The following is a 26,487-nucleotide window of genomic DNA, read 5'->3' on the forward strand; positions in this document are numbered from 1 at the left end:
ACCTCAACTTGTAAGCCTTTGCATATAGTGTACCCACTCTGCTTGCTGACTGTCACCTCTTTCGACGACTTGACAACGAATCGCTTGAACGAGACGGAAGCGCTCCTCTAACGGCAGATGAAGAAACTCTTCACGGAAACGAGTACACAACATTTTCCCAAACGGTGTGTACAACTGATTGATGACGAGCTCGTATACGATTCCACAGCACCATGTTTTCCACGTTGTCGGTTTCATATCGGTTCCCCTCCCTTTGTCTATACCGTATCTTCTGAAACGCGTTTCAGAGCAAGCATCTTTTTTAATAAAGTTTATTTCCGAACATTATTTGTCTTCAAATTTCATTTTTCATGTTTTTTACTCAAAACAATTGACGGGAATCAAACATTTTTGTATAGTCATCAAGTTGAAAACGTTAATTTAAGAATTTTCCTCAATTAATGTTCGGAAATAGACTGAAATAAGGAGTTTTATCGATGAATATCTTTCAATTAAAACAACATGGTACGAATGTTAAACAGGAAGTGACTGCTGGGATCACAACGTTCGTGACGATGGCATACATCTCTGTCGTCAACCCAGCGATTCTATCTGACGCAGGGATTCCGTTCGCACAAGCATTCACGGCGACAATTATTGCCATCCTCATCGGAACAGGCTTGATGGCGTTTTATGCGAACTTACCGATCGCTGTAGCACCCGGGATGGGGCTCAATGCATTCTTCGCTTACACGCTTGTCGCTCAAGAACAGATTGCCCCGTCCGCCGCGCTCGGTGTCGTCTTCGTCTCGTCCGTCTTCTTCTTGATTTTGTCGCTCTCTCCAATTCGGACGAAGTTGATTCAAGCGATTCCGACTTCGTTGAAGCATGCCATCACGACCGGAATCGGTCTTTTCATCGCTTCACTCGGATTAAAACTATCAGGTTTGATCGTTGCTGATGAAGCGAACTTGGTGCGTCTCGGTGACGTGTCTTCTCCAGAAGTACTACTTGTACTCGGTGGTTTGATCGTCTCGGCACTCCTCTTTTCACGAAACGTACCCGGTTCTTTACTCATCGGGATGGTACTCACGGGGATTGCAGCATACTTCATGGATATCTTAAAAATCGATGGTGTCACGGCGATGCCAACACTTCCGGAAGGGCTCATGGTCAACCCCGTGACGGCATTTAGTGATGTCATTCAATACGGTTTGTTCGGTGCTGTCCTCTCGTTCTTCCTCGTCACGCTTTTTGATACGACAGGTACGCTTGTCGGTGTCGGAAAACAGGCAGGTCTCTTAAAAGAAGATGGAACAATTGAGAATGGTCACCGTGCACTCTTTGCCGATTCACTTGCCACAATGGGTGGATCACTCGTCGGAACGAGCCCGTCTACGGCATACATCGAGTCTGCTGCCGGTGTCGCGCAAGGTGGACGTACAGGTCTCACGACGGCCGTCGTCGCTGGTTTATTCGGATTGACACTCTTCTTCAGCCCACTTATCGGCGCCATTTCTGGCGTAGCGGCAATCACAGCTCCCGCCTTGATCATCGTCGGTGCACTCATGTTGACGAATGTCCGGTACATCGACTGGAGCGACTTTAGCGAATACTTCCCGGCTTTCATGACGATTTTGATCATGCCTTTGTCAGGAAGCATCGAACGCGGCATCGCCTTCGGGTTCATCTTGTACCCGATCTTCAAAGCGATGAACAAAGAGACGGTTCACCCGCTCATCTACTTGTTCGGCGCACTCTTCATCTTGGAAATGTTCTTCCTATAAGTTAGACAAAAGATCCTCGTCATGTGTCGAGGATTTTTTTCTGTTATACGTACTTCCTACCTGTTTTATATCAGAAACGAGATGAATATCGGTTCAGTGAGATACGTTATCAATTAGACAGGATTTTACAAATAAATCAGTTTTTCTCCTCATTTTTCTGTCACTTTCCTACGCTTTATGAAATAATGACGTTGAAATCGTTATCATCAGAGGAAAGAAGGAATGGCTATGCCGAATGTAGCTTTATTCGTCACTTGTTTATCTGATACGTTGTTTCCATCCGTTGGACAAGCGACAGTCGAACTACTCGAACATTTAGGGTGCGAGGTGACGTTCCCCTTTGAGCAGACATGCTGTGGGCAGCCTGCCTACAACAGCGGCTATCATGAGGAGACGAAAAAGGTTGCCAAGCACATGATTGAAACATTTGAACAAGCAGATGCAGAATATATCGTCGGACCATCGGGGTCGTGTGTCATGATGATGCGCGACTACCCGCATTTGTTCCAAGATGATCCTGTGTGGGGTCCTCGCGCTGAAGCGCACGCCGCCAAAACGTTCGAACTGACACAGTTCATCGTCGATGTGCTCGAAGTCACTGATGTCGGTGCCAAGTTTCCCGCCAAAGCGACCTATCATGCGTCTTGTCACATGACCCGCCTCCTCGGAATCGAAGCAGCTCCCGGAAAGTTGCTCGGAAACGTCGATGGACTGACGATGGTCCCCCTCGCGAACGTACATAACTGTTGCGGGTTCGGTGGGACCTTCTCCGTCAAGATGCCAGATGTGTCGGTGCAGATGGTAGATGAAAAAGTCGATTCCATCTTACAGTCAGGCGCAGAGGTGTTGATCGGAGCGGATGCGTCATGTCTGATGAACATCGGCGGACGTCTTCATAAACAGGGACATCCGATTAAAGTGATGCATATTGCCGAAGTGTTGAACGAAGGAGTGAAGCAAGCATGAGCATGGGGATTCGATTGGATGAGAAGTTTCAAGATCGACGAAAAGATGGAATCGAAGATGCGTTCATGCGGCAGGCCGTCAGTTCGGCTCAAAACCGTCTACGGGATGGCCGGTTGAATGCTGCAGGTGAACTCGGGGACTGGGAAGCGTTTCGCGACCATTCGGAAGAAATTCGTCAACATGTGCTGGAACATCTGGACTATTACTTATATCAATTGAGCGAGAATGTCTCAAAACGTGGTGGAAGCGTCTTTTTCGCGGAGACACCGGAAGAAGCGAACCGCTACATCCGAGAAGTCGTCCGGTCGAAACAAGCCAAACATGTCGTGAAATCGAAATCGATGGTCACGGAAGAAATCGGCTTGAACGAGGCACTTCAGGAAGAAGGATGTACTGTCGTCGAATCCGATCTCGGTGAATGGATTTTACAACTCGACGAAGATCCACCGTCCCACATCGTCGCCCCGGCCCTGCATAAAGACCGCGACGCTGTGCATGAGACGTTCACTGCCCACGGCTACAGCGGGTCGAACGATCCGACTGAACTTGGACGCTATGCACGACAAGAACTACGAAAAGACTTTTTGAAGGCAGAAGTCGGCATCACCGGCTGTAATTTCGCCATCGCAGAGAGTGGAGCCGTCGGGCTTGTGACCAACGAAGGGAACGGACGCATGGTGACGTCGCTCCCTGATACGGTCATCTCTGTCATGGGCATGGAACGCGTCGTCCCGTCTTATGAAGAGTTCGAGGTGCTCGTCAACATGCTTTGTCGAAGCGCGGTCGGTCAGCGACTCACGTCATACATCACGACGTTCGCCGGGACGCGCGCGGTCGGTGAAGTCGATGGACCAGAAGAGTTCCATCTTGTCATCGTCGACAACAAGCGTTCTGGTATTCTCGGGACACAGTTCCAATCGGTGTTGCAATGCATCCGCTGCGCGGCCTGTATCAACGTCTGTCCCGTCTATCGCCATATCGGTGGTCACGCGTACGGGTCAATCTATCCAGGTCCGATTGGTGCCGTCTTGGCTCCGCTTCTTGACGGATACGAGAACTATAAAGAACTCCCCTATGCGTCGAGTCTCTGTGGCGCCTGTACGGAGGCGTGTCCTGTAAAGATTCCGCTGCATGAGCTGTTGATTGAACATCGACGCGTCATCGTAGAGGAGAAAAAGCAATCACCTTTCGTGGAGCGGATTGCGATGAAAGGATTTGCCGTCACCGCTTCGAGTCCATTCTTATTCGAAGCAGCGGAACATGTCGCACCGTTTGCGACATCACCGTTCGCCACCTCGGGTCAGATTGAGAAAGGGCTACCGGCTTGGACGGACTCGAAAGACTTGCCGCAGCCGAACAAACAGACCGTCCGAGATTGGTTCAAGAAACGGGGGAATGCCTGATGAATCCTGGTACAATCACAAACCGTGAGGACTTTCTACAACGAATCGCCAAGCAACTCGGTCGTGAGGTCAAGCTCACGCCGCCAAAACGGGAATATACACATCGTCCGCAAGATGAGGTGTTGAAAGACGCGAGTGAAGAAGAGCTGCTCGAGACGTTCCGCATGGTCGCGACCCGAATCCATACCGATTTGGTGGAATGTGAATCTGCGAAGCTTGATGATACGCTTCGCCTCTTGATTGAACGCTATCATGGCGCACGGATTCTCGCAGAAAACGATGAGCGAATTTCCGCTTGGGCACCTACAACAAGTGAGACGTTTGATTGGTGGGATTCGTCACAACCCGAAGCGAGTCGAGAGCTTGCCATTCGAGCGGACATCGGCATCACGATTGCGGATGCGGCATTTGCGGAAAGTGCGACAATCGTCCAATATGCGAAGCCTGGTAGATCACGGACAATCAGTCTGTTACCACAAGACCATATCGCAATCATCCCGAAATCTGTCCTTGTCCCACGTATGACGCAAACGGCACAACAACTTGCCACACTCGACCGAGACAGTCTCCATTCCCCGAACGGTGTCAATTTCATCTCTGGTCCGTCGAACTCGGCCGACATCGAGATGAACCTCATCGTCGGCGTTCATGGTCCTGTTCGAGTCGCCTATGTGTTGGTACATGATTTATAAGTATAGCCCCTCCATCGATCGATGGAGGGGCTATATTCATCCTGATACGGTGACGCTCCCATTTGAGCTCGTTAATTTCACTTCAATCGATCCGTCTCCAAATACGCACTCTTTCGACCGCTCTCCCAACACATCAACTTTCCCGTTTCGTGACTTCGCACGAATCGTCACATCTTCCGGACGTTCATCGACATGTAAGTCAATCTTCCCGTTGTTCGTCTTCAAGCGAATCGGTGCTTGAATCGCTTGTACGGAACAGTCTATCCGTCCATTAGAAGTTTTGGCATCGACCGCTCCCGTGACGTGATCGACATCGATTCGACCGTTCGAGGAATGGATGTTGATCCGCTCAAGCTGAGAATGTTTCGCTTCGACACGACCGTTTGAGGAATGAAGCTCCCAATCGTGCCCGTGACAGCTTGATGCGAGCACTTTTCCGTTCGATGTGCGCAGGACACCATGACGTGCTTGAATGTGATGTGCGACGATTCGACCGTTCTCACTCTCCACGTGGAAGCGTTCCGCTTGGAGATCTTGTACATCACTCGAACCGTGACGATTTTTCAATTGAATCTGATGATAGGCGTGATGAGGCAATTCAACCCGAAGTACAGGTGCCTTTGACCCGAACCATGAAAACAGATCCGAAAGACCGAAACGACGTTCGGATTCAATCCGTATCTCTAGGGTGTCCCCGACGATATCCATCACGACCCCATGATCGGTCTCCGTCTCAAGCGTCGCATACGCATAACCGTCTTGTGATGGGGTGACGAACACTTGCGCATTTTGAACTTGAATGAGGACGCTTTGGAAGGCTACGTTCGAACTTTTGACCACCGCAGGCGGTCGCGTCGAGACCGATTCTTCAATATCGACAGAGGCGAGCAATTCCGATGCGAGTATGCTCGGTTCCCCTAACTCACGTGCCAATTCTTCGTCACTTCTTCCTTCTAATCGACCACTCGTGAAATATTCCGATACGTCTCGTAAAATATCAAGCCGATCTTTCACCTTCACGTTCATCAATAATTGTTCGAGCTCTGACAAGTACTGTTCTTCATTCATCTGTCGTCTCCCCCTCGGATTAAGTCATTGACACCGTTTGTGAATACGTTCCATTCCGTTCGCAATTCAACTAAGTGTTTGCGGCCCTGTTCCGTAATTTGATAGTACTTCCGTGGAGGTCCTTCTCCAGACTCCATTAAATACGTCGTGAAATAGCCCTCTGTCGTCAATCGACGCAACAACGGATAGACCGCACCTTCTGAAATGGCCACTTTGGCCGAAATCGCCTGAACGAGCTCATACCCATAGCGGTCTTGTTCCGCGACGAGTGCTAACACACACAGGTTAAGTACGCCCTTTTTGAATTGAGGATTCATCATCCCACCCCCTACTATACATAGAACAATAGCATACTATCCACTACTGTTCAATAAACAATAGCGTTCATTTCCTTGATTTCTCAATATCTAGCATCTGAAGAGTTGAATCTGTACAATGAAAGAACGACACTCGTAGGATATTAGTCACAGTCGGAATGTTCATCATTCTAGGAAGGAACGGTCTTTATGAAGTCATGGATTGACCAACGGATCGGGAGACAATTTTTATTCGTCTTCTACTTATTCATCGGACTGATCCTCCTCACGTCGCTTGCCGTATATGTGTATACGGAAAACCAAATCGAACAGACGACGTCATCGCTCGAGAACATCAGTGAACGACGCACGAATGCGACCGAGTTGTTCGAGACATGGCAGTCGATGCAATATGAAATGCGCGGATATGTCCTCCTTGGGGATGACGCGATGTTAGAACGTGTGCAAGATAAACAAGTCTTGATTGACGAACAGACCTCTTGGTTCGAACAGAACGCAGTGACCGAGAAAGAAAAAACGTACGCGAGCGATGCACGTACGCTGTTTGTCGCGTATCAGGAACGTGTCATGCCGAGTCTCGAACGTTATGTAGCAGGAAAACGGGACGGTAGTGTAACCGAACCCTTCTTAAAGATGCCGACGCTCGGGAAAGTGAATCCACAACAAGAGCCACCGGCAGATCGTAAATTCAAAATCAATTCAAAAAGTGCCGCAGATATGAGTGCGAGCATCGTCGATATGGAGAGCGTCTTCACGGAATACCGGAACTCACTGAACGCAGAAGAGGATGCGCTCCGTGCTCAGCTTGCGACCCATACGAAGTGGGCACAGGCCTTTTGGCTCCTCTCTTTACTCGGTGTCCTCTTCATTCTCTTTATCGTCGCCCGTCCATATGTGAGACGCTTAACGGGTCAACTGCAAGAGTTGATTGAAAACAGCAAGCGCCTTGCCGGAGAGCGACAGCCGATGACACCGGCGGCCGCCCAATCTAAAAATGAAGTCGGGCAATTGACAACATCATTCCGGCAAATGGCTACATCTCTCACGGCACAACGCTATCGGATTGAAGAGGAGCGTGAGAAGACAGCGCGCCTCCTTCACTCGATTCGCGATGCCGTCATCTATGTCGAACACGCAACAAGTGAGAAAGTAGCAAACCAAGCGTTGTTCGTCTTATTCAATCAACCGATTACGCAGCGAAATGAAGTCGATTTATACCGTTTAGACGCTAGCCTTGAGGAGCTCGGACTGCAGGTCGACCAAAAGGATGCCTTTTTCGCGTTCATGGAACGATCATTCGATGGACAGTGTAAAGAAGAGAGCGTCACGTTCTCGATGAATCAGGAAGAGCGCTTCATTCAAATGTATGCGGAGAAGATTTACTTGCGAGGGACACGTCATGGGACGATGCTCGTTTTCCGTGACGTGACGCACGAGACCGAAGTCGACCGTCTGAAAACCGAACTCGTTTCGACCGTCTCTCACGAACTCCGGACTCCGCTCACAAGTATCATTGGATTCACTGAACTTCTTCGTTTCCGAAAACTTTCATCTGAACGTTCCGAAAAATATTTAGGAATGATTCATCAAGAGACATTACGTCTTGAAGACTTGATTTCGAACTTGCTCGATGTACAACGGATGGAGTCTGGACAACAGACGTACCATAACGAACCAGAGCGTCTGTCCGCTATTCTTGAGCAAGCGATTTCGGTGCATCAAGGCTCAAGCCAACATCATCACATCACGTTTGATTGCACGGAAGACGTCTATGTATACGGAGACCGGACGCGACTCAATCAACTCTTCATGAACCTCCTGCACAACGCCGTGAAGTATTCGCCTCGTGGTGGCGAAGTCCATGTCCGTGTCACATGTGAACGACCGGATTGGATTGACATTTCAATTGAAGATCACGGCATCGGGATTCCCCAAACCGCGCTACCAAAATTGTTTGACAAGTTTTATCGCGTCGACAATTCCGCCAGTCGAAAAATTGGAGGGACCGGTCTCGGTCTCGCGATTTGTAAAGAAATCGCTGAAGGTCACGGTGGAACGATTCACGCTACCTCAAACATCGGCAAAGGCTCCATTTTCACTGTCAGCCTTCCCAAGTCGGATATGACCAATCAAATGAGTAGCTAAACGAAAAGAGGGTGCATCATCGCACCCTCTTGTTTATTGGACTTTGTTCTCTGGACCAAATGACGGATAGAGCGAAAGCCCACCGTCCGCAAAGATGGTTGTCCCCGTCACATAGGACGACTCATCCGACGCGAGCCAAGCGGCAACGGCTGCGATTTGTTCCGGCTTCCCGATGACGTGAGATGGGATAAGCGCTTCTAATCCCTTCTTCTCTTCCGGGTCGCTCATCGTCTCTTCGTTGATTGGTGTATCAATCGCCCCAGGTGCGATCGCATTGACACGAATATGGTTCGGTGCATATTCGAGTGCGACGGATTTCGTGAACATTTTCACGCCACCCTTGCTGGCTGCGTAATGTGTATAACCTGGACGTGGGATGACTTCGTGAACGGAAGACATGTTGATGATGTTCCCCTCGATTTCATGCTCCACGAAGTATTTTAAAGCAGCACGGACACCAAGGAACGTCCCGTTCAAGTTGACGTCGATAATCTGCTTCCAGTTATCAAACTCCATTTCATGCGTTTTTGCCTCGACTTGAACGCCGGCGTTATTCACGAAAATATCCATCTTTCCAAACTCAGAGATGGCTTTCTCAATCATCTTCTCCGCGAGTCCTTCTTCTGCGACGTCCCCTTTCACGGCGACGGCTTTCCCACCAGCTGCCTCGATGCCACGGATGACTTCCTCCATCTCTTTTTCACTGCTGCGGTAATTCAGGACAACGCTCATCCCTTCTTTTGCGTAACGTTCCCCGATGGCACGACCGAGCCCCTTCGAGCTGCCCGTGATGACCGCGACCTTACCTTTTAACTCTGGATAGTTTGCCATGTCAATTCCTCCTTCATCTTCTCGGGTTTAGTTCCCGCATTCCCCTCTTCATCAAACATGATTGGCTGCATTTTGAATATTTGAAACAAATCAACTATACTGAAACAAACTATTCGTTTTCAGGAAACGCCTGAGAGACGTTTGATCTTATACTCAATGGAGGTGACTCCCCGATTTTAGGGGGAATTGTTGGACAGTCCCATGTTACTCAGCTTACTCGTCGTCGCACTTTTAATCTTTTTGACTGCCTTTTTTGTGGCAGCCGAATTTTCAATTGTGAAAGTGCGTGGCGCTCGACTCGACCAGCTCGTGCTCGAAGGAAATAAGAAAGCGGTCAGCGCGAAAAAAGTCATCGAGAATATCGACGACTCCCTTTCTGCCTCGCAGTTCGGAATCACGCTTTCTGCACTCGGTCTTGGGTGGATTGGTGCCGATCAAATCGAAACGTATATCCACACATTGGTCGAACAATTGAACATATCGCCTTCTCTCGTGACATTCTTGTCGTTTTTGATCGCCTTCTTATTGATTGCGTTCGTCCATGTCGTCATCGGTGAACTCGTGCCAAAAACGCTCGCGGTTCACGAAGCGGAGAAGTTGACGCTGCTCGTCGCACGTCCGCTCTACGTCTTCACAAAAATCTTCTATCCGTTTATTCGAGCATTGAACAGTATGGCTCGAATCACACTCCGTTTATTCGGGGTACAGACGACAGCGCAGGAAACGGCACACTCTGAAGAAGAATTGAAAATCATTATGACGGAAAGTTTCCGTAGTGGTGAGATTAACGAAAACGAATTGGCATATGTTCAAAATATCTTCTCCTTTGACGAACGGATCGCCAAAGATGCCATGGTACCACGAATGAACATGGTGACAATCGATGAAGAAGATACGATCGAAGAGATCATCGCCGTAGTGGAAGAGCACCAGTATACGCGTTATCCCGTCACACGAGATGGCGATCGCGATGACGTTCTCGGATTCGTGAATGCGAAACAACTCTTCACTGCCCAACTTTCAAAAAATGATGCACCGTTCGAGTCGTTCATTCATCAATTGCCGCTCGTCACCGAGTTCACACCACTTCAAGAAGCGATGGTGAAGATGCAAAACGCGCAGACGATGATGTGTCTCGTCATCGATGAGTATGGTGGGACGGCAGGACTGTTGACGATTGAAGACATTTTAGAAGAAATCGTCGGCGAGATTCGAGACGAGTTCGATCGAGATGAGCAGGCTGAAATTACAGAAGTCGCTCCGAAACATTACCGCCTTTCAGGACTCGTTTTAACGCAAGAACTGGAGGAACGGTTCGGCATCGAAATCGAGGATGACGTCGATACGGTCGGTGGTTTCGTTTTATCACAAAAAGCGAATGCGCGAACGGGGGAACGCTTCCTTCTACCTGGCAACCATGAACTGATTGTCAGTGAAGTCGATAACCACCGCATCGTCTTCGTCGACTTGATTCTCGCCTCTCATCAAGAGGAAGAACCACTGTCTGAATGATGCATCTTTCAAACCCTTCTCTAAAATATGGAGAAGGGTTTTTCACGTTTGCACCGAACTGTCGCTATATTTTCGCCTCTTCCCGTGATATACTGCACATATGTTGCTTATTTGAGTGTCACCCACTCAATGACACAACATCACCGAAACATGGCGAGATGTTCGGTTTAAACAGAAAGAAATAGAAAGAAGGTTACGCATGGAACGCAAACTATTTTTGATTGACGGTAACTCCATGCTGGCCAGTGCTTATTATGGTGCCGCCGCGAGCCGAACGAAAAAAGGACGCGAGGTATCTAAAAACGATCGGAGTGCCGTCATCGGAATGACCGGCCTCATCCGGACGATTCTACGCAGACATCGTCCGACTCATTTTGTCGTCGTCTGGGACGTCTCACGTGAAACATTATGGCGTCGAGAACTGTACCCGGGCTACAAACGTCGCAGACGTCAAACACCGCCTGAATTGAAAGCGCAGATGGAACTCATGCGCCAACTGCTTGAGGATAGTGGAATCCCACAATTCCAAGTAGAAGGGTATGAAGGGGAAGACTTGATTGCCCACATCGCCCGTAAATTCAGTTGCAGTGCCCCTGTCGTCATCATGACAAAAGACAAAGACTTGTTACAGCTTGTCAGTCCACGAATCACCGTTTGGTTACAGACACAGGAGCTTCAGCAAATGCAGGCTCGTTGTGACATTCGTGATAATCGTCCGTTGCCGCTCAAGCGTCATTTAGAAATTCGACCAGAAGAGATTGCAGCGTTATACGAAGGATTGAAACCGAAGCAACTGTCAGCCGTCAAAGCATTGACAGGAGACCGTTCTGACGGAATCCCTCCAGTTGCCGGGCTCGACGAAAGCCAATCGGTTCAACTCATCAAACGATTCGGTTCGCTCGATAAGCTGTATTCTGCCTTGAGCATCAAAGGTGAAAAACGACAACAAGTAAATGAAACGATCGCGGCACTGACGTCAGAGGAGGTGCCCCGTAACTTGAGACGAACACGCAAAAAAGCAGAGCGCAACATGGAGCTCGTTCGACTCGATGTCACGGTGCCGGCACTTGAACATTTGAAGTTGGCTCACCTTGAGCTCAGCCTCAACCCAAAACGAGTCGAGCAAGCGTATCAAAAACGCGGACTTCGTCTCTCGTTTAACGCAGGTCAGAAGAAAACATCCGCACGTTAAAAAGAACGAACGCTCAAGCGTTCGTTCTTTTAATATGCACGGTAATCCCGTCTTCATCGGTCAACGACCATTCAGACGATGTTCCGCCTAACGCCTGGTTCGTCTCTTCATTGACGAGAAGCGTCCATGCTTCGATTCCGGTCTCCATTCCCACAGGATCGCTCGGACGGGCCCACACGTTCGTTCCGATGTGATGGTGGTAGCCATCAGCTGCTAGGAAAAGTGCGCCTGGATAAGAATCCGTCGTAATGGAGAAGCCAAGCCGATCATGATAAAAACGTTTCGCCGCCTCGATTGAGCGTACTTTAAAATGCACGTGCCCCATCATCGTTCCGATCGGTAAACCAGTAAACGACCGATTGGCTGCCGCTTGAAGCATCGATTCATAGTCGACAGGCTCGGTCGCCATTTTCACATGGCCGTTTGCCTCGTACGTCCATTGGTCCTTCGGGCGGTCGGCATACAATTCAATCCCGTTTCCTTCTGGATCGCTCAAGTAGAAGGCTTCACTCACGAGATGGTCGCCTTGCCCCACTTCGATGCGTCGCTCAATGAGATGTGCCAACATGCTTCCTAACTCTACACGGTTCGGGAACAGAATAGCTAAATGGAACAAGCCTGCCGCCCGTGGATTGGTTTTCGCTTGCGGGACACTGTGCAAGATGACAAGCGGACGTTCCTTCGTACCGAGTGTAATGAGCTCTTCGCTCTCTTCTAAAATACTCATCCCAATCACGTCTACGTAAAATCGTGTCATCTGTTCAATGTCACGGACTCGAAGCGTTACCGGACCGAGTTCGATTTTTTCGATTTTCATATATTATCACCTCACCTTCACTATACCCGCTCGGTCGATGTTACAGAAGTAGGCACAAAAAGGTGGTATAGTTACTTCAACGATACTATTGGAAAGGAAGAGCGACGTGACTAACATAACAAGCTGTGAAGTCGATACGGCACTCGAACTGATTACAGGAAAATGGAAACATTCCATCCTCCTCGTGTTGATCAATGGAGATACATTGCGTTTCAGTGAGTTGAAACGCGCGTTACCAAAAATCAGCCAAAAGATATTGACCGCACAACTCCGCGACTTAGAAGAACAGGATATCGTCATCCGGACCGTCTATCCAGAAGTTCCGCCCCGTGTCGATTATCGTTTAAGTGAGTACGGGAAAACACTGATCCCGATTCTCGAAGCGATGAACGAATGGGGAATGCGTCATGCCGAACGGATGCGCTCTAATTAGTTGTCCACATGTGGATAACCCATTTTCTCTATTGAACACATCACTTATCCACAGGAGGTTGTCATGATTCGTTATCCACAGTTAACCGGTTATCAAATCGGTGTCACCGCCCCTTCGTCAGGTATACCAGAAGAATTACACCATTTATTGCATCAAGCGGAACAGAAGTTTTCCGATCGAGGGTTCACGTTGCAATTCACTCCGAATGCGTGGAAACAACGATTTGGGAAATCCGCTCCGGCTCGGATCCGTGCACATGAACTGACATCTCTACTTCAAGATGACAAAGTCGACTTGATCATTCCGCCCTGGGGTGGGGAACTCTTAATGGAAATCCTTAATCACATCGAGTGGCAGTCCTTGCCCGCGAAATGGATGCTCGGTTATTCGGATACGAGTCTATTACTTTTTGTGTATACGCTAAAAACCGGAATCGCCTCCGCCCACGGTCCAAACTTAGTCGACTTACGTGCTGATTTGTGGGACGAGACGAGTTCGCGCTGGCTCGATGTGTTGTCGACGCGGACCGACGAGACGGTCATCCAACGCTCGTCCGAGAAGTTCCAAAACGAATGGCAGCATGATAATCCGACGCCACATCTGTTTCATCTGACGGAGACGACCGAATGGAAAGCGATCGGTAGTCAAAACGCAACGGGGCGCTTGCTCGGTGGATGTCTCGATGTGCTCTTACATACAATCGGGACACCGTATGGAGACGTCAAGACGTTCCAACGCGATCACCTGAACGATGAACCGATTCTTTGGTATTTTGAGAACGCTGAGCTGAACGTCCCAGCATTAAAAAGGACCCTCCTTCAAATGAAGTGGGCCGGTTGGTTCGATCATACGTCTGGTATTTTGTTCGGACGGAGTGACGCCCCCTCTGTGCATCAAGACTATACGGTCGAAATGGTATACGAGGAGCTTCATCATATGTTAGAAGTTCCTATCTTTTTTGATATCGATTGCGGACACGTACCCCCTCAGATGACACTCGTCAATGGGGCCCACGCTTCTGTACAAGTCGAGCATGGCAAAGGAACATTGATTCAAACGTTCAAGGGCTGATTCGTCAGCCCTTGATTTGTTGTAGCAATGTCTCTAAACGTTTGCGAAACAGTCCTTGCGGGAATTCAGCTACTTGTTCTTCGATGACTGGCACCCAGTCATCCCCACATCCGTTCAATGTTCCCCTTAATAAACCTTCGTAGTAAATCGCGATATCGACTAAGCTATGTGTTTTCCACTCATCTCTGTTTTCCCATAATGCCAATAAACACTCTCTTCCCATTTCCGTTTCCCCTCGAAAAGCGTAGTACACACCTTTCGCCATCGAAATCGCTGCAATAAATGGTTCGACATCTGTCGTGAGAGATTCCATCAATTTGATGTTCTTTCCTAATAGTTTGACATGTCGATATTCCATCGCATAGAGCGCTTCAGAAAGTGCCACTTTGATTTCAGCCAAACGATCTTCCGTGAATTGAATATATTGCTTCGCCTTTTGTAACGACTCATGAATTTTCTTCTCATCGTTCAAATAGAGCGCGCAAATCGAAATGGTGCGATACACGTCGTCCGCACGGTAGTAGATTCTTGTCCGTGTCATATACTCGAGCACGTCTTCAAGCTGTCGAATTGCCCCTTCTAAATCCTCATCACAAAGAAGATTCTTAAATACAATTAACATGGCATATTCAGTTCGTGTCTTTGTTTTCATATATTTTGCATCAAGTAGTTCTATCGCTTCAATCCGTTCAATCGCTTCCTCGTAGCGGTTCCACATCAATAAATAATAAGCCTGGCTAATTCGTCCCATCGCCAATTCTTCGGACTCACCTAGCTTCTCAAAAATCTCAATCGCGCGGTCATAGTAAGCTAGTACTCTCTCATTCTCGCCCTCTTGAAAGTACGTATCACCGTACAGCATATATGCTTTTCCTTGCCACACGGAGTTCATTTCTTCCTGTAAGTAAGGCTTGAGCATTTCCCGAATTTTTTGATCCGGTAGTGAAATAAGTTGCATCTCCTCAAATTCTAGCTTTTCCACCAGCGACTGTAGTTCGACCTCTTTTGGATCGGTCAATAATTGTTGCATCGAGACATCTAATCGACTGGCAAGTTCTCGTAAACTGCGCATCGATGCCTCTGCTTTTCCGTTCTCAATCATACTGAGCATCGATTTTGTGACAATCCCTTCCGCCAGCTGCGTCTGAGTCATTTTTTTCTGTTTTCGCAATGCTTTAATGCGCTCACCAATCATATGTCACCTCTAAAAGTTAAATTATATTGAACTTTATATTTACAATTCACTTCGTTGCCTTTATGATAATGTTAAATCACATTTAACTAATTTGCAAAGGAGTGTTTCTATGAAGTTTCTCTCTTCAAATCTATCAATTTTACTGCTCGGTAAATTCATGTCGTTATTCGCATCCAACTTATTTACGTTTGTGGCGGGACTCACGGTGTTGACGACGACCGGATCTGGGCTCCAATTCGCCTTCGTTCTCCTCGCAGGTACATTACCCCGTGTGCTTCTATCCCCATTCGCCGGCGCTTATGCAGACAAACTTGACCGAAAGCGAGTCATCATTAGGATGGAGTCTTTGAACGGAGGATTATTTTTACTCGCAGGTGTTGGAAGCTTACTTTGGACGTTTGAAGCACCCGCTTTTTACGTCATCACATTCTTCTTAGCGATCGTTTCCACTTTCTTATCGGTCACGTTATCAAGTTCGATTCCTCTTTTATTTGAGGAAGATGAACTGCAACGCGCCAACTCTCTCATTCAAAGTATCATCTCCATCTCAAGCATCGGTACCCCGCTTCTTGCCGGGGCACTGTTTAAGCTTATACCGATTCCTGTCTTTTTGTTCAGTTCAGCTCTATTCTTTATGATTGCCGCACTTCTCGCCTCTCGACTTAAATTTCATCAGAAAGAGGTCGCACCCACCGAACAATCGACTTGGGAAGACGTACGGTCCGGTCTGTCTTACTTGAAACAACAAAGAGTCTTGTGGACAGTTGCTGTCCTCGCCGCATTTTTGAACTTCTTCTTCGTTGCATCGGAAGTGTTGTTCCCGATTGCAGCGTTACAGGAAGTCGGTGTGTCCCCGTTTCAATTCGGACTCCTTGAAAGCATGGTCGCCATTGGTTTTTTAGTCGCTTCCTTACTTCATGCCTTACCGTTATTCAAAATCAAACATCGCTTAGCAACGATGCGATCCGCGTTGACCATTCTTAGCGTTCTGTTCGTCGGACCCGCCATTCCATTATATTTTCACTTCAACGTCCTCACGTCAATTTTCTTTTTCGCGGTCTTCGCTTTATTGAGTGGTTTCTTGATCGTACGTGTCAACATCCCGATTCAATTGTTCCTCCAAACGAATACGGATCCGAACTATTTAGGGCGCGTCATCGGTGTGCTCGAATCACTCGCGATGGGGATTACGCCGATTGGATTCATCCTATTCGGGGTATTGAGTGATCTCGTCTCTGTTGCCCATCTCTACACCGCTTGCATGGTGGGTCTACTCATCTGCACGTTCGTCCTTACGTACCGAATCCGGCATGACATCCAAGCAGAACGAGATGCAGCCCAATCAATGGAACGTGTATCGTAACGAAAAAAGACATCGAACGAATCAGTTCGATGTCTTCTCTGTTGACGGGAGTACCCGTTTTTCTAATAAGAATGGTCCGAATGGGATGACGGACGCCATGACAGCAAGCGTCAAAACTTTGAATCCCCAGCGCAAGCGCCATGCCATGTAGATCGCCGCGAGCACATAGGCCACAAATAAGAAACCATGTGCTGCACCAACGATACTGACCGCGAGTGGAATGCCGGCCATATATTTCAACGGCATCGCGATGAACAGTAACAACAAGAAGGATACACCTTCTGTGTAGCCAAGCCATTTAAAATGAGTCGTAGTCATATGCGTTCTCCTTTATTTCTGTAGGCTATGTCTATCGTAGCCGAAACGTGAGAGGTTTGTCACAAGAGAACGCATAAAAGTTACGAGGCTATTTGACGATTTGGTGAACGATGCAATACTTTCGTGTCGACAAAACGGCGAAGGAACAACCCGTCGACCCCAATTTTTCCAGCGTTATGACCGGCAACTAAAATCAAGACAGATACGATCAACATCGTTGGGTTCGTACTGACTGTTCCTGATAGTAAGAACGCCATGTTCATGACGAGTCCGAAGAACGCTGCGCTACGTGTGAGGGCACCGAGCAATAATCCTAAGCCTACCAAGAATTCACCGTAAGGAATCAAGACATCGAATAGCCCGGCGTTTGGGATCGCAAAGTTTTCGAGGAATGCAGCCCACCATCCAGCGACGGCCGGATGTTCTCCAGAAGCGAGTGTCACCGCGTTATTCAAGAACCCTTCTGTTCCAAAACCTCCCGTGATTTTCCCCCATCCTGCCGTTAACCAATGATAACCGAGCCATACACGTAACACCGTCAAGATCGCTGTAGCGACATTATGATTTTGCCAAAATTTCGTGAACATCATAATTCCTCCCTTTCAAGAAGTTAAATAATTATATAATGTGATTACATTCACAATATACCATTCATGTTCACTATTTCACATATGTATTTTCCTTTGTTCATGATTCGTCCATATGTACGCCATATTCTATTCACATTCATCCACAAAAAAAGACACCTAATTTAGGTGTCTTTGAGGAGATTATAGTGTCACTTCTTGTGGCGGTTGACCTTTCTTGTTCATCACGCGCATCGATTCCGGTTCGATTTTTAGGATGACAAGCTTTGGATCGTCCGGACCATCGAACCATCCTTCGAGTTTCTCGTTCCATACTTTCTCTTTCATCGATTCATCATCCGACACGGTCGCTTTACCGAGGATTTCTAAGTAAGTGTCGCCCACGCCATCTCCATCATAGCCGATTAAAATATGCGTATATGGATTCTTTTCTAACTCTTCTACTTTATCTGTGTCGTTAGAGGTTGCCGTGTAGAGTGTGAAATCATCATGGAAAAATGTCATGTAACGACTGTGGGGTTTCACCTTATACACGGTCGCCATCGTCCCGACATTACTTGCATCTAGAATCTTTAACGCTGTGTCTTTTGCACTCATTCCAAATTCCTCCTTCATGATTTGTCGCTCGTATACTGTTCCCTCAAACTATGGGATTAAACACAAAAAAACCTGCTCGCCGACGCGAGCAGGTATCATATTCCTTAGAAAGGAAGATTAGATTTTTTCAACGTTAGAAGCTTGTGGTCCACGAGCTCCGTCAGTGATTTCGAAAGTTACTTCTTGGCCTTCTTCAAGTGTTTTGAAGCCGTCGCCTTGGATTGCTGAGAAGTGTACGAATACGTCGTCTCCGCCTTCCATTTCGATGAAGCCGTAACCTTTTTCTGAGTTAAACCATTTTACTTTACCTGTGTTCATGAATGAACCCTCCTGAAATAAACGCTATGCGTTATAGTAGTGCCTTACTAGAAAAAACTTGACCAAAAAAAATACAAGCCTCTGGATTATCTAATGAAAAATAATCCCAAGCACTTGTGAATTATGATTCCAGCTATTCTTAATTAAGCACATATTGAATATAACACGACTAGATGTTTCTGTCTAGTAAATACTTCTGATTGCTAAAAAACAAGGTGAAACGGGTACATGCTAGAGAAGATGATGCTAGGAGGATTTATAATGAAAAACGTAAAGGACCCACAATCAATCGCATCGATGATTGCCTCTCATTCCGATTGGTCGGAAGAAGACCTCATCCAGCAAACACTTGAATGGCACCGTGCTACACGGGAAGCTTCTTACTTTGAGCAACAACAATCTATCCCGTGTCGAATTCCATTGACGGAACGGATCACCCCTGTCCGCACGTCCTTTCCGCTCGAGCAAGTCGACGGCATCGTTCGTCCCGTCTGGATGCGTCGGCTCGATGCCGAATATTTGAATTTACTGCAGACGACGAAACAACGTGTTGATGTGACGGACTATGGTGCTGTCGGAGATGGAAAAACGGATTGTACCCTCGCCTTTCGACTCGCCATCCGCTCGAACCGTCGTGTCTTTGTCCCAGCAGGCGTTTATATCGTTCGGGGGATTCGTCTACCTTCCAACTGCGTGCTCGAAGGCGCAGGACAAGACGTCACGATTCTCAAACTGTCCGATCGTGCACCGAGACATCGACGATTGTTACGAAACGCCACCCCTTTCGCAGGAAATCATCATATCGAGGTATGCCACCTGACGCTCGATTGGAATGTCGCACGATTAGGCGATGTGAAACGGACGACGAGCGGTGACACGACATCGAGCGCCTTGACGTTTGCCCATGTGACGTATGGATGGGTGCATCATGTGACGGCTAAAAATGCCGGTCTTCATGCGTTCGACATCACGTCTCCACACTATCATTACTTAGGGGATGGACTCCGCGCGGCAAACGGCAGTCGGTATATCCATCTCGATCACCTCGAGGCGACGAATTATGGGGATGACGGAATCACCACACATCACAGTGATGCCATCTACATCACGAACTGTTATTGTCATCATCCTCACGGCCGAACACACGCCCTCGGATTCTCAAATTCGAATGGAATTGAGATCGATGACGGATCACGGCATGTCACACTCGTTCACAATAGAACGGAAGGTTGCTTTGGAGGCATCGAAGTAAAAGCACATGGGACCTCATCTGCCGCACACGACGTTCATATCTTCGGGCATCTTTCGGTGCATGACAATCGTTCATTTAACTTTCGTCACATTGGTCATCATTTAGTAGACGATCCGAACTCGGAGACGGCACGCTTCCTATCTGGTACGAACTTAGTGTCCGTCGAGCCAGTCCGCAGTTCACTCTATACAAAATCTTCACCACGAAGCCTGGTCGTATCGGCCTACCAGGACGTCTTGATTCACGGTTTGACTGCGATCGGCGACCCGACCTACGATTACGAACAGCATCCGGCAATTGCGATTCAATACAAGTCGAGACGCGTTCAGCTGAAACGAATCTCCGTGCGCGGGTTTACCACAGCCCGAGCCGACCTCGAACTATTTGGCGGAGATAACCGCACCGATGAAGTGACCATCGATGCCTTACGATGCCAAGAATCTGCACCCATCGCTCTAAAAATCGGTCGTCACCTCGAACACCTTGCTCTTCATCAGATTGAAGGGCAGAAAAAAAGCGGAGATGTACTCATCTCCACGAAAAGCCCGATTGAGGCGCATAATCTACTCGCTCAAGGATTTTCAGACCGGGTGCGCTCAGACGTTTGAGCGGTTTCCACGAGTTGATTCAGTTTGGCGTCATCGAGTTGAAGTGAACTCTCTTTTTGTTTGGCCATCATGCGGACAATCGCTTTGTCTAAAAAGCCCATTCGTTCAAAGTCATACCCGCTCCCGACGACCTCGACGAAATAGGCATGTTCGCGCAGCGTGTCACGATAGGCTTCTTCTAGCTCGCGAATCCGTTCCGACTCTGTCGGTGTCCCGGCACACAAATATAAAGCGAGGGGACGCTCAAGCAAGTGTGCTTCGTGAAGCGTCAACCATTCCTTCATCTCGTCTTGGATCGTGCCCATTCGAATCGAGCTCCCGACGATGACGTGATCTACCATCTCCCACGTGACGTTCGGCTCTTCTACGATATTTTGGACACGAACGTCACCCGATAGACGTTCAGCGAGTAAAGCCGCCACTTTTTCACTCGTTCCATATCTGGAAGAGTACGCGATTAAAGTACCCATGTCGTTCCCTCTTTTCATGTCAGACGTTACTTACACTATTCCCGAATCATCGAGAGAAGATACGTTTGCACTTAAAAAAGCTCGCCGTCTGGCGAGCTTTTCGTCACAGTTTATACACTTGTGCTTCATAAGGACGAAGGGTGAACGCTTCTATCGGTTCCATGTTTCCGATGACACGTTCTTTCACGTCATATGGTAGCTCTCGTTGTTGTGTCTCGTCGGAGAAGTTACAGAGCGCGAGCCATGTCTCACCTTCGAATGAACGTGTGAATGCATAGACCGCCTCATCTTCCGGTAACAACAGCTCATACTTTCCATAGACAACGATCGGATTGGCTTTACGTAGCGCAATCAACTGACGGTAGTAATGGAAGAGTGAATTCGGATCTCTCCGTGCCGCTTCCGCGTTGATGTCGACATAGTTCGGGTTGACCTCGATCCACGGCGTCCCTGTCGTAAATCCACCATGTGCTTCGTCTGACCACTGTACCGGTGTGCGTGAATTGTCACGTCCTCGCTCATGGATGCCACGGAAAATCTCGTCGTGCGTCAACAACCCTTTTGATGTGTAATCACGGTAGGCGTTCAACGTCTCAATATCTCGGTACTGATCGATCGAATCAAACGCGACGTTCGTCATGCCGAACTCTTCCCCTTGATAAATGTAAGGTGTCCCTTTCAATAGATGAAGAAGTGTCGCGAGCATCTTCCCGGAACGGACGCGATATTCAGGCGAATCGTTTCCAAAGCGCGAGATGGCACGGGGCTGGTCATGGTTACTCCAGTACAGGCTGTTCCATCCTTCCTCTTCGAGCCCTTCTTGCCAACGCGAGAAAATCGTCTTCAGCTCAGTCAACTTCCAGTCTGTCGGATTCCACTTGCCGAAGCTCCCGTTCCCGACGTCCACATGTTCAAAATGAAAGACCATGTTCAGTTCGTTGCGGTCTTCACCCGTATACAGTTTCGCTTCCTCCACACTGACCCCTGGCATCTCCCCGACCGTGATCGTGTCGTATTTCGATAAGACTTCACGATTCATCTCCTGCATGAATTCATGGATGCGTGGTCCGTTAAAGAAGAATGGTGTCCCGTCTCCATACCCCGTTCCTTGCGTTTGACCGTCTGGATAGCTCGGGTCTTTTGAAATCATATTGATGACGTCCATCCGGAACCCGTCGACCCCTTTATCGAGCCAATATGTCATGAGGTCGTACACTTCACGACGAAGCGTCTCGCTTTCCCAGTTCAAATCCGGTTGTTTCTTACTGAAGAGGTGGAGGTAGTACTCATCACTCGCCTCATCATACTGCCAAGCGCTGCCGCCGAAGAAAGCCCCCCAGTTCGTCGGAGGTTGACCATCTTTCCCTTTTTTCCAAATGTAATAGTCACGATATGGGCTGTCTTTTGAAGAACGTGACTCCATGAACCATTGGTGTTCGTCCGAAGAGTGATTGACGACGAGGTCCATCATGATTTTAATCCCGTGACGGTGTGCTTCTTCAAGCATCGCATCGAAGTCATTCATCGTACCAAACTCGTTCATGATGGCACGGTAATCACGAATATCGTATCCATTGTCGTCGTTCGGTGAATCGTATACCGGCGAGAGCCAGATGACGTCGATCCCGAGTTCTGCCAAATAAGACATCTTCTCCGTGATCCCTTGGATGTCACCAATCCCATCACCGTTTGAGTCATTGAAGCTACGTGGATAAATTTGATATACGACCGCTTCTTTCCACCATTGTTTCATGTTACGTCCTCCTTGAAGTTCATTTCCGTTTCAACGCTTTCATCGTACTGTCTTCAAGGATTCATGACCATCCATGATATGATTAAGATATGTACAATTTTGCTATAAAATGAGGAGACTATTATGGAAATCGGCTTTTGTGGCTATTCTTATCATACAACGACCTACACTTTTCCATTCGCAAACTTACTCGATACGTATCTGATTCGCTTACAAACGGAAGGAACGGCTCGGATTGTGGTCAATGGGGAAACGATGATCACACGACCTGGTGACGTATTGATTGTCCGTCCGGGTGACTTCTATGAAATGCATGTCGATACACCCGCGAGCGGAGACTATCATATCTTTTGCACCGGACATTCAATCGATACATGGTGGCATGCGACTCCACGGGGGCGATTGAATACCATCGCCATCGATTCACGCCTTCTTTCGCTATGGCAACACATTACGGAGGAAGTACGCCGTCCACCGTCTGAACAAAGTGCCGTTTTAATTGAAACACTCGTTCGGGCGCTTCTACTCATGCTCGATCGTTCGATTCAAGATGTGCATTCCCAGGCGCGACCTCCAGTCGTCTCTCGTATGATGCGCTTTATCGAAGCACACGTCACGAGTGACTTCAAAGTTTCAGACGTCGCCGACGCCGTCGGACTGAGCGTTTCACGGACGGTTCATCTCTTTAAAGAAGGGACCGGGATGACGATCATCGAATATGCACAATCGATTCGGTTGCAGCTTGCCGAAGAGCAAATGCGCTATACAAAACATTCGTTAGAAACGATAGCGGAACTGTCTGGATTTCGAAGCTATCCATATTTCCACAGAATTTTTAAACGAAAATATGGCGTCGCACCAGGGGTTTATCGCACTCTTCAACAAAAAAACGAAAAAAAATAAAAAAAGAGTGATCCATTTTTTGAACCGCTCCGTTAGATGGGTGTAAATAACGACAACACTCACTTACGAAAAGGAGCGATTACCCATGAAGAAGACGACGTTAAACAAAATCGTAGCACCGGCACTAGCCTTAGGACTACTCGTACCAGTCAACGCACAGGCAGCGGATCACACGCCGACAGCAAGTACACCAGCAGGTGACCTTCGCGCCACACTCGATCAACTCTTATCTGAGCACTACGTATTAGCCGTCACATCGATGATGAAAGGGTACGACGAGGCAGCAGATGCTGAGGTCGCGGATCAAGCTCTCGATCAAAACGCGCTCGACATGACACCAGCCATCGCTTCCATCTACGGTGAAGAAGGCGCTGCACAATTCGAGGAAATCTTCCGTGGTCATAACGACTACTCAGCTGATTTCGTAGAAGCGGCAAAATCAGACAACCAAGAACTACGCATGGAAGCGGAAGCGGAAGTCGATGAGTTCGTAGAAGAATTCTCAACATTCCTCGATGCAGCGACAGAAGGGAACTTACCGAAGGACGCAGCAGCTGATGCACTCGAACTTCATGAAGACCAAGTCCTCTCTGTATTCGATAACTATGTCGAAGGAGATTACGAAGAAGCTTACATGACGTTCCGTGAAGGCTACAAGCACATGTTCAACATCAGTAAAGCTCTCTCGGGTGCAATCGTCACACAAATGCCTGACAAATTTACGACTGGAGCCGACACACCAGCTGTTGAACTCCGCTCAACATTGAACAGTCTTGCAGGTGAGCACTTCGCCCTCGCTGCGATCGGTATGCAAAAAGGGTACGACCAAGCAGAGGACTATGACTACGTGACATGGGCAGAAGACCAGAACACACTCGACTTCAAAGCAGCCATCGCATCCGTATATGGTGACGAAGGTGCAGCACAATTCGAGAAAGTATGGAACTCCGATCACATCACAGCACAAGGTGACATCGTTGCCGCTACACTCGAAGGCGACGAAGCGATGATCGAAGATGCGCGGATGCGCCTCGACCAATTCGCTGTCGACTTCAGCACATTCCTCGATGCAGCAACAGAAGGGAACTTACCACAAGCTGCCGGTGAAGAAGCAATCAAACAGCACGAAGCGCTCGTACTCGACACATTCGATCAATATGTCGCTGGCGATGCAGAAGCGGCTTGGATGTCATTCCGTGAAGGATATGCGTTCATGTTCGGTGTTGGTGAAACACTCGGTAACGCGATCGTGACACAAATGCCTGACAAGTTCGAAGAAACAATGATGCCTGAAGAGATGCCTGAAACAGGTCTCGGTGGTGCACAAGAACAATCAATGAACACACTCTACGCTGGATTAGCTGTACTTGGCGGAATCTTACTCGCCTTCGTAACGCTTCGCAAACGTAAAGTGTCTGAACAATAATCAATAAGGAGGGAGTCCCATGAACAAGCGCCTTTTGTTTCTGGCTCTCTCTCTCTTTTGTTTTAGCTTCTGGACGTGGACGAGTGCCCAAGAATCGTCGTCACCACCTGTAGAAGAAAAACAAATAGAGGAGAGCCCGGATTTAACGGCTGAATTCTCACTTCTACAGGAAGAGGTGAAAAAGCTACGTTTAGCCGAGGAAGAAGAAAACGCCAAGGCCGTCACCCCTGTTCAAATCCAGATCCCTAAAATTGATGTCGATACGGCAATTGAACAAGTTGGGGTCCTAGACAATGGACAGATGGGCGTACCAGAAGACGAGAACCAGGTCGGGTGGTTCGAACCTGGTGTGACACCAGGGAGCAAAGGAAATGCCGTGATCGCCGGTCATGTCGACAGCAAGACCGGCCCGGCTATCTTTTATCAACTCGATCAACTCAAAGAAGGCGATGACGTTCTGATTCAAGATGAAGCGGGTAACACACTCCGGTTCCGCGTCACAAAAACAGAACGCTATGATACGAAAACCGCGCCAATCGAAGAGATTTTCGGTGCCACATCAAATCGGAACTTAAATTTGATTACCTGTTCGGGTACGTTCGGGGACGGGGGCTATGATGAACGATTCGTCGTCTATACAGAGCTGGTGGATACCGAACTGAACGAAACTGTCAATCTCGAGACACCGACGGCAGTCGAACTGAAAGGTAACTTATTGACATGGCACGCCGTTCGTCAAGAGAGCGTGATTGGATATCGAATCTATGAAGTCATCGACGGAAAAGCGACTCATATCGAAAGTATCCCATCCCATGCACGAAAAAGTATCGAAGTCACAAATGAGAGCAATGCATCCTACTACGTGACTGCGATTGACCAGCTTGGAAATGAGTCGAAACCGTCTCAGACAGCGAAGTAGGCACGAAACGTCCTTAGATAAACGCTAAGGACGTTTTTCTATTTCCCATGTATAGTGAAGATAGCAACACATACATCAACTTTAGGATAAGGAGTTTACACGTCATGAGGACTCAACTTTCATCACCTCTCGCCAGTCAAGTGAAGAGAAGAATTCGCGCCATTTGGGCTGTGACCGATTCACATTATTGGTACCCTCTATCGACTGCTGGGCGCCCCGATGTGATCGCATTCGATAGTGACTATATTGAAGAGAATGATCAAAAAATCAAGGAAATCCAACAATGGATATTGCGTCGAGGCGCGGATGTCGTCTTTGAACTACATGAAGACCTTACGCTCTGGCAAATCGATACCGATTCCTTGGATCCTTGTTATGACGGACGTTATTTAGAACGTTATTGGTTTGACCAACACATGAACTGGGTCATTTATGCATCTCACGAAAGTACGATCAGCTTCGGGGGGAACGAATTGATTACATCGCTCCAGTCCTCTTGGCCAGATTGGCAGGAACACCTATCTGTTTTAGACCATCGCTTCATCGAATGATGGACCCACAGAAA

At 48.1% G+C, this 26,487-nt stretch carries 27 protein-coding genes; 15 read left to right on the top strand and 12 right to left on the bottom strand.

What is annotated here, in order from left to right:
* Positions 1-3: 3 nt before the first annotated feature.
* On the bottom strand, positions 4-237 hold the full coding sequence (locus KNO71_RS13095; RefSeq protein ID WP_078146096.1) for a hypothetical protein: 234 nt from the start codon (positions 235-237) through the stop codon (positions 4-6).
* Positions 238-482: 245 nt separating this feature from the next.
* Here KNO71_RS13095 and KNO71_RS13100 point away from each other — a divergent pair, with 245 nt between their 5' ends.
* The 4 genes from KNO71_RS13100 (at position 483) to KNO71_RS13115 (ending at position 4,827) form a co-directional block, all read left to right on the top strand.
* A complete protein-coding gene (locus KNO71_RS13100; protein WP_031424359.1) occupies positions 483-1,766 on the top strand; it encodes an NCS2 family permease in 1,284 nt (427 codons plus the stop codon).
* Positions 1,767-1,994: 228 nt separating this feature from the next.
* A complete protein-coding gene (locus tag KNO71_RS13105) occupies positions 1,995-2,732 on the top strand; it encodes a (Fe-S)-binding protein (RefSeq protein WP_074034994.1) in 738 nt (245 codons plus the stop codon).
* 2 nt (positions 2,733-2,734) lie between these two features.
* Complete coding sequence (locus KNO71_RS13110) at positions 2,735-4,135, top strand: LutB/LldF family L-lactate oxidation iron-sulfur protein (RefSeq protein ID WP_275060634.1); 1,401 nt, start codon at positions 2,735-2,737, stop codon at positions 4,133-4,135.
* Entirely contained in the window at positions 4,135-4,827 is a 693-nt protein-coding gene (locus KNO71_RS13115; RefSeq protein WP_214688901.1) for a LutC/YkgG family protein, read from the top strand. Before KNO71_RS13110 ends, KNO71_RS13115 begins: the two co-directional genes overlap by 1 nt.
* Before the next feature lie 36 nt (positions 4,828-4,863).
* On the opposite strand, the gene KNO71_RS13120 is transcribed toward KNO71_RS13115, so the two are convergent.
* Both KNO71_RS13120 and KNO71_RS13125 read right to left on the bottom strand, forming a co-directional pair.
* Positions 4,864-5,895, bottom strand: coding sequence for a DUF4097 family beta strand repeat-containing protein (locus tag KNO71_RS13120; protein WP_214688904.1), 1,032 nt, complete (start codon positions 5,893-5,895; stop codon positions 4,864-4,866).
* On the bottom strand, positions 5,892-6,212 hold the full coding sequence (locus KNO71_RS13125; RefSeq protein WP_031424354.1) for a PadR family transcriptional regulator: 321 nt from the start codon (positions 6,210-6,212) through the stop codon (positions 5,892-5,894). The genes KNO71_RS13120 and KNO71_RS13125 overlap by 4 nt, the downstream gene beginning before the upstream one ends.
* 189 nt (positions 6,213-6,401) lie before the next feature.
* Between KNO71_RS13125 and KNO71_RS13130 the strand changes: the two genes are divergently transcribed.
* Positions 6,402-8,357 (top strand): ATP-binding protein, encoded by a 1,956-nt coding sequence (locus KNO71_RS13130; protein WP_078146093.1) that lies wholly within the window; start codon positions 6,402-6,404, stop codon positions 8,355-8,357.
* 33 nt (positions 8,358-8,390) lie between these two features.
* Here KNO71_RS13130 and KNO71_RS13135 read toward each other — a convergent pair whose 3' ends face one another.
* A complete protein-coding gene (locus KNO71_RS13135) occupies positions 8,391-9,188 on the bottom strand; it encodes a glucose 1-dehydrogenase (protein ID WP_015880438.1) in 798 nt (265 codons plus the stop codon).
* Between the two features lie 189 nt (positions 9,189-9,377).
* Here KNO71_RS13135 and KNO71_RS13140 point away from each other — a divergent pair, with 189 nt between their 5' ends.
* Positions 9,378-10,700 carry a hemolysin family protein gene (locus KNO71_RS13140; RefSeq protein WP_240499772.1) on the top strand — a complete coding sequence of 441 codons (1,323 nt, stop codon included), beginning with the start codon at positions 9,378-9,380 and terminating at the stop codon, positions 10,698-10,700.
* Between the two features lie 199 nt (positions 10,701-10,899).
* Positions 10,900-11,892 (top strand): 5'-3' exonuclease, encoded by a 993-nt coding sequence (locus KNO71_RS13145; protein WP_031424353.1) that lies wholly within the window; start codon positions 10,900-10,902, stop codon positions 11,890-11,892.
* A 13-nt stretch (positions 11,893-11,905) separates the two neighbouring features.
* Here KNO71_RS13145 and KNO71_RS13150 read toward each other — a convergent pair whose 3' ends face one another.
* Positions 11,906-12,709, bottom strand: coding sequence for a VOC family protein (locus KNO71_RS13150; RefSeq protein ID WP_214688906.1), 804 nt, complete (start codon positions 12,707-12,709; stop codon positions 11,906-11,908).
* Between the two features lie 106 nt (positions 12,710-12,815).
* Between KNO71_RS13150 and KNO71_RS13155 the strand changes: the two genes are divergently transcribed.
* Complete coding sequence (locus KNO71_RS13155) at positions 12,816-13,142, top strand: winged helix-turn-helix transcriptional regulator (protein WP_015880434.1); 327 nt, start codon at positions 12,816-12,818, stop codon at positions 13,140-13,142.
* Positions 13,143-13,205: 63 nt separating this feature from the next.
* The gene (locus KNO71_RS13160; protein WP_078146090.1) at positions 13,206-14,213 is read left to right on the top strand and encodes a S66 family peptidase; all 1,008 of its coding nucleotides are present in this window, start codon (positions 13,206-13,208) and stop codon (positions 14,211-14,213) included.
* A 4-nt stretch (positions 14,214-14,217) separates the two neighbouring features.
* Here KNO71_RS13160 and KNO71_RS13165 read toward each other — a convergent pair whose 3' ends face one another.
* The gene (locus tag KNO71_RS13165; RefSeq protein ID WP_078146089.1) at positions 14,218-15,408 is read right to left on the bottom strand and encodes a helix-turn-helix domain-containing protein; all 1,191 of its coding nucleotides are present in this window, start codon (positions 15,406-15,408) and stop codon (positions 14,218-14,220) included.
* A 109-nt stretch (positions 15,409-15,517) separates the two neighbouring features.
* Between KNO71_RS13165 and KNO71_RS13170 the strand changes: the two genes are divergently transcribed.
* Positions 15,518-16,771, top strand: a complete 1,254-nt coding sequence (locus KNO71_RS13170) for an MFS transporter (protein ID WP_214688908.1) — start codon at positions 15,518-15,520, stop codon at positions 16,769-16,771.
* A 21-nt stretch (positions 16,772-16,792) separates the two neighbouring features.
* Here the strand turns inward: KNO71_RS13170 and KNO71_RS13175 are convergent, their stop codons facing one another.
* The 4 genes from KNO71_RS13175 to KNO71_RS13190 all read right to left on the bottom strand — a co-directional run bounded on the left by KNO71_RS13175 (position 16,793) and on the right by KNO71_RS13190 (position 18,591).
* Positions 16,793-17,089 (bottom strand): DUF3817 domain-containing protein, encoded by a 297-nt coding sequence (locus KNO71_RS13175; RefSeq protein WP_015880430.1) that lies wholly within the window; start codon positions 17,087-17,089, stop codon positions 16,793-16,795.
* A gap of 80 nt (positions 17,090-17,169) precedes the next feature.
* The gene (locus tag KNO71_RS13180; RefSeq protein WP_015880429.1) at positions 17,170-17,676 is read right to left on the bottom strand and encodes a DoxX family membrane protein; all 507 of its coding nucleotides are present in this window, start codon (positions 17,674-17,676) and stop codon (positions 17,170-17,172) included.
* 183 nt (positions 17,677-17,859) lie between these two features.
* A complete protein-coding gene (locus KNO71_RS13185) occupies positions 17,860-18,273 on the bottom strand; it encodes a pyridoxamine 5'-phosphate oxidase family protein (protein ID WP_143404742.1) in 414 nt (137 codons plus the stop codon).
* 117 nt (positions 18,274-18,390) lie between these two features.
* Positions 18,391-18,591: a cold-shock protein gene (locus KNO71_RS13190; protein ID WP_015880427.1), complete on the bottom strand. Its 201-nt coding sequence runs from the start codon at positions 18,589-18,591 to the stop codon at positions 18,391-18,393.
* Between the two features lie 261 nt (positions 18,592-18,852).
* On the opposite strand from KNO71_RS13190, the gene KNO71_RS13195 reads away from it, so the two are divergent.
* Positions 18,853-20,451, top strand: a complete 1,599-nt coding sequence (locus KNO71_RS13195; RefSeq protein ID WP_214688910.1) for a glycoside hydrolase family 55 protein — start codon at positions 18,853-18,855, stop codon at positions 20,449-20,451.
* Here KNO71_RS13195 and KNO71_RS13200 read toward each other — a convergent pair.
* Together KNO71_RS13200 and KNO71_RS13205 are read right to left on the bottom strand one after the other, a co-directional pair.
* On the bottom strand, positions 20,415-20,921 hold the full coding sequence (locus KNO71_RS13200; RefSeq protein WP_078146086.1) for a flavodoxin domain-containing protein: 507 nt from the start codon (positions 20,919-20,921) through the stop codon (positions 20,415-20,417). The genes KNO71_RS13195 and KNO71_RS13200 overlap by 37 nt on opposite strands.
* Before the next feature lie 103 nt (positions 20,922-21,024).
* Positions 21,025-22,674 carry a glycoside hydrolase family 13 protein gene (locus KNO71_RS13205; protein WP_214688912.1) on the bottom strand — a complete coding sequence of 550 codons (1,650 nt, stop codon included), beginning with the start codon at positions 22,672-22,674 and terminating at the stop codon, positions 21,025-21,027.
* 123 nt (positions 22,675-22,797) lie between these two features.
* Here KNO71_RS13205 and KNO71_RS13210 point away from each other — a divergent pair, with 123 nt between their 5' ends.
* The 4 genes from KNO71_RS13210 to KNO71_RS13225 all read left to right on the top strand — a co-directional run bounded on the left by KNO71_RS13210 (position 22,798) and on the right by KNO71_RS13225 (position 26,473).
* Positions 22,798-23,577: an AraC family transcriptional regulator gene (locus KNO71_RS13210; RefSeq protein WP_214688914.1), complete on the top strand. Its 780-nt coding sequence runs from the start codon at positions 22,798-22,800 to the stop codon at positions 23,575-23,577.
* Between the two features lie 85 nt (positions 23,578-23,662).
* Complete coding sequence (locus KNO71_RS13215; RefSeq protein WP_214685065.1) at positions 23,663-25,003, top strand: copper amine oxidase; 1,341 nt, start codon at positions 23,663-23,665, stop codon at positions 25,001-25,003.
* 19 nt (positions 25,004-25,022) lie between these two features.
* Positions 25,023-25,922, top strand: coding sequence for a class F sortase (locus tag KNO71_RS13220; protein WP_214688916.1), 900 nt, complete (start codon positions 25,023-25,025; stop codon positions 25,920-25,922).
* Between the two features lie 104 nt (positions 25,923-26,026).
* Positions 26,027-26,473: a hypothetical protein gene (locus KNO71_RS13225; protein WP_214688918.1), complete on the top strand. Its 447-nt coding sequence runs from the start codon at positions 26,027-26,029 to the stop codon at positions 26,471-26,473.
* The last annotated feature ends 14 nt before the right edge of the window (positions 26,474-26,487 follow it).

Source organism: Exiguobacterium sp. s163, from assembly GCF_018617135.1.
In the GTDB taxonomy this organism is placed as follows: Bacteria; Bacillota; Bacilli; order Exiguobacteriales; family Exiguobacteriaceae; genus Exiguobacterium; species Exiguobacterium profundum.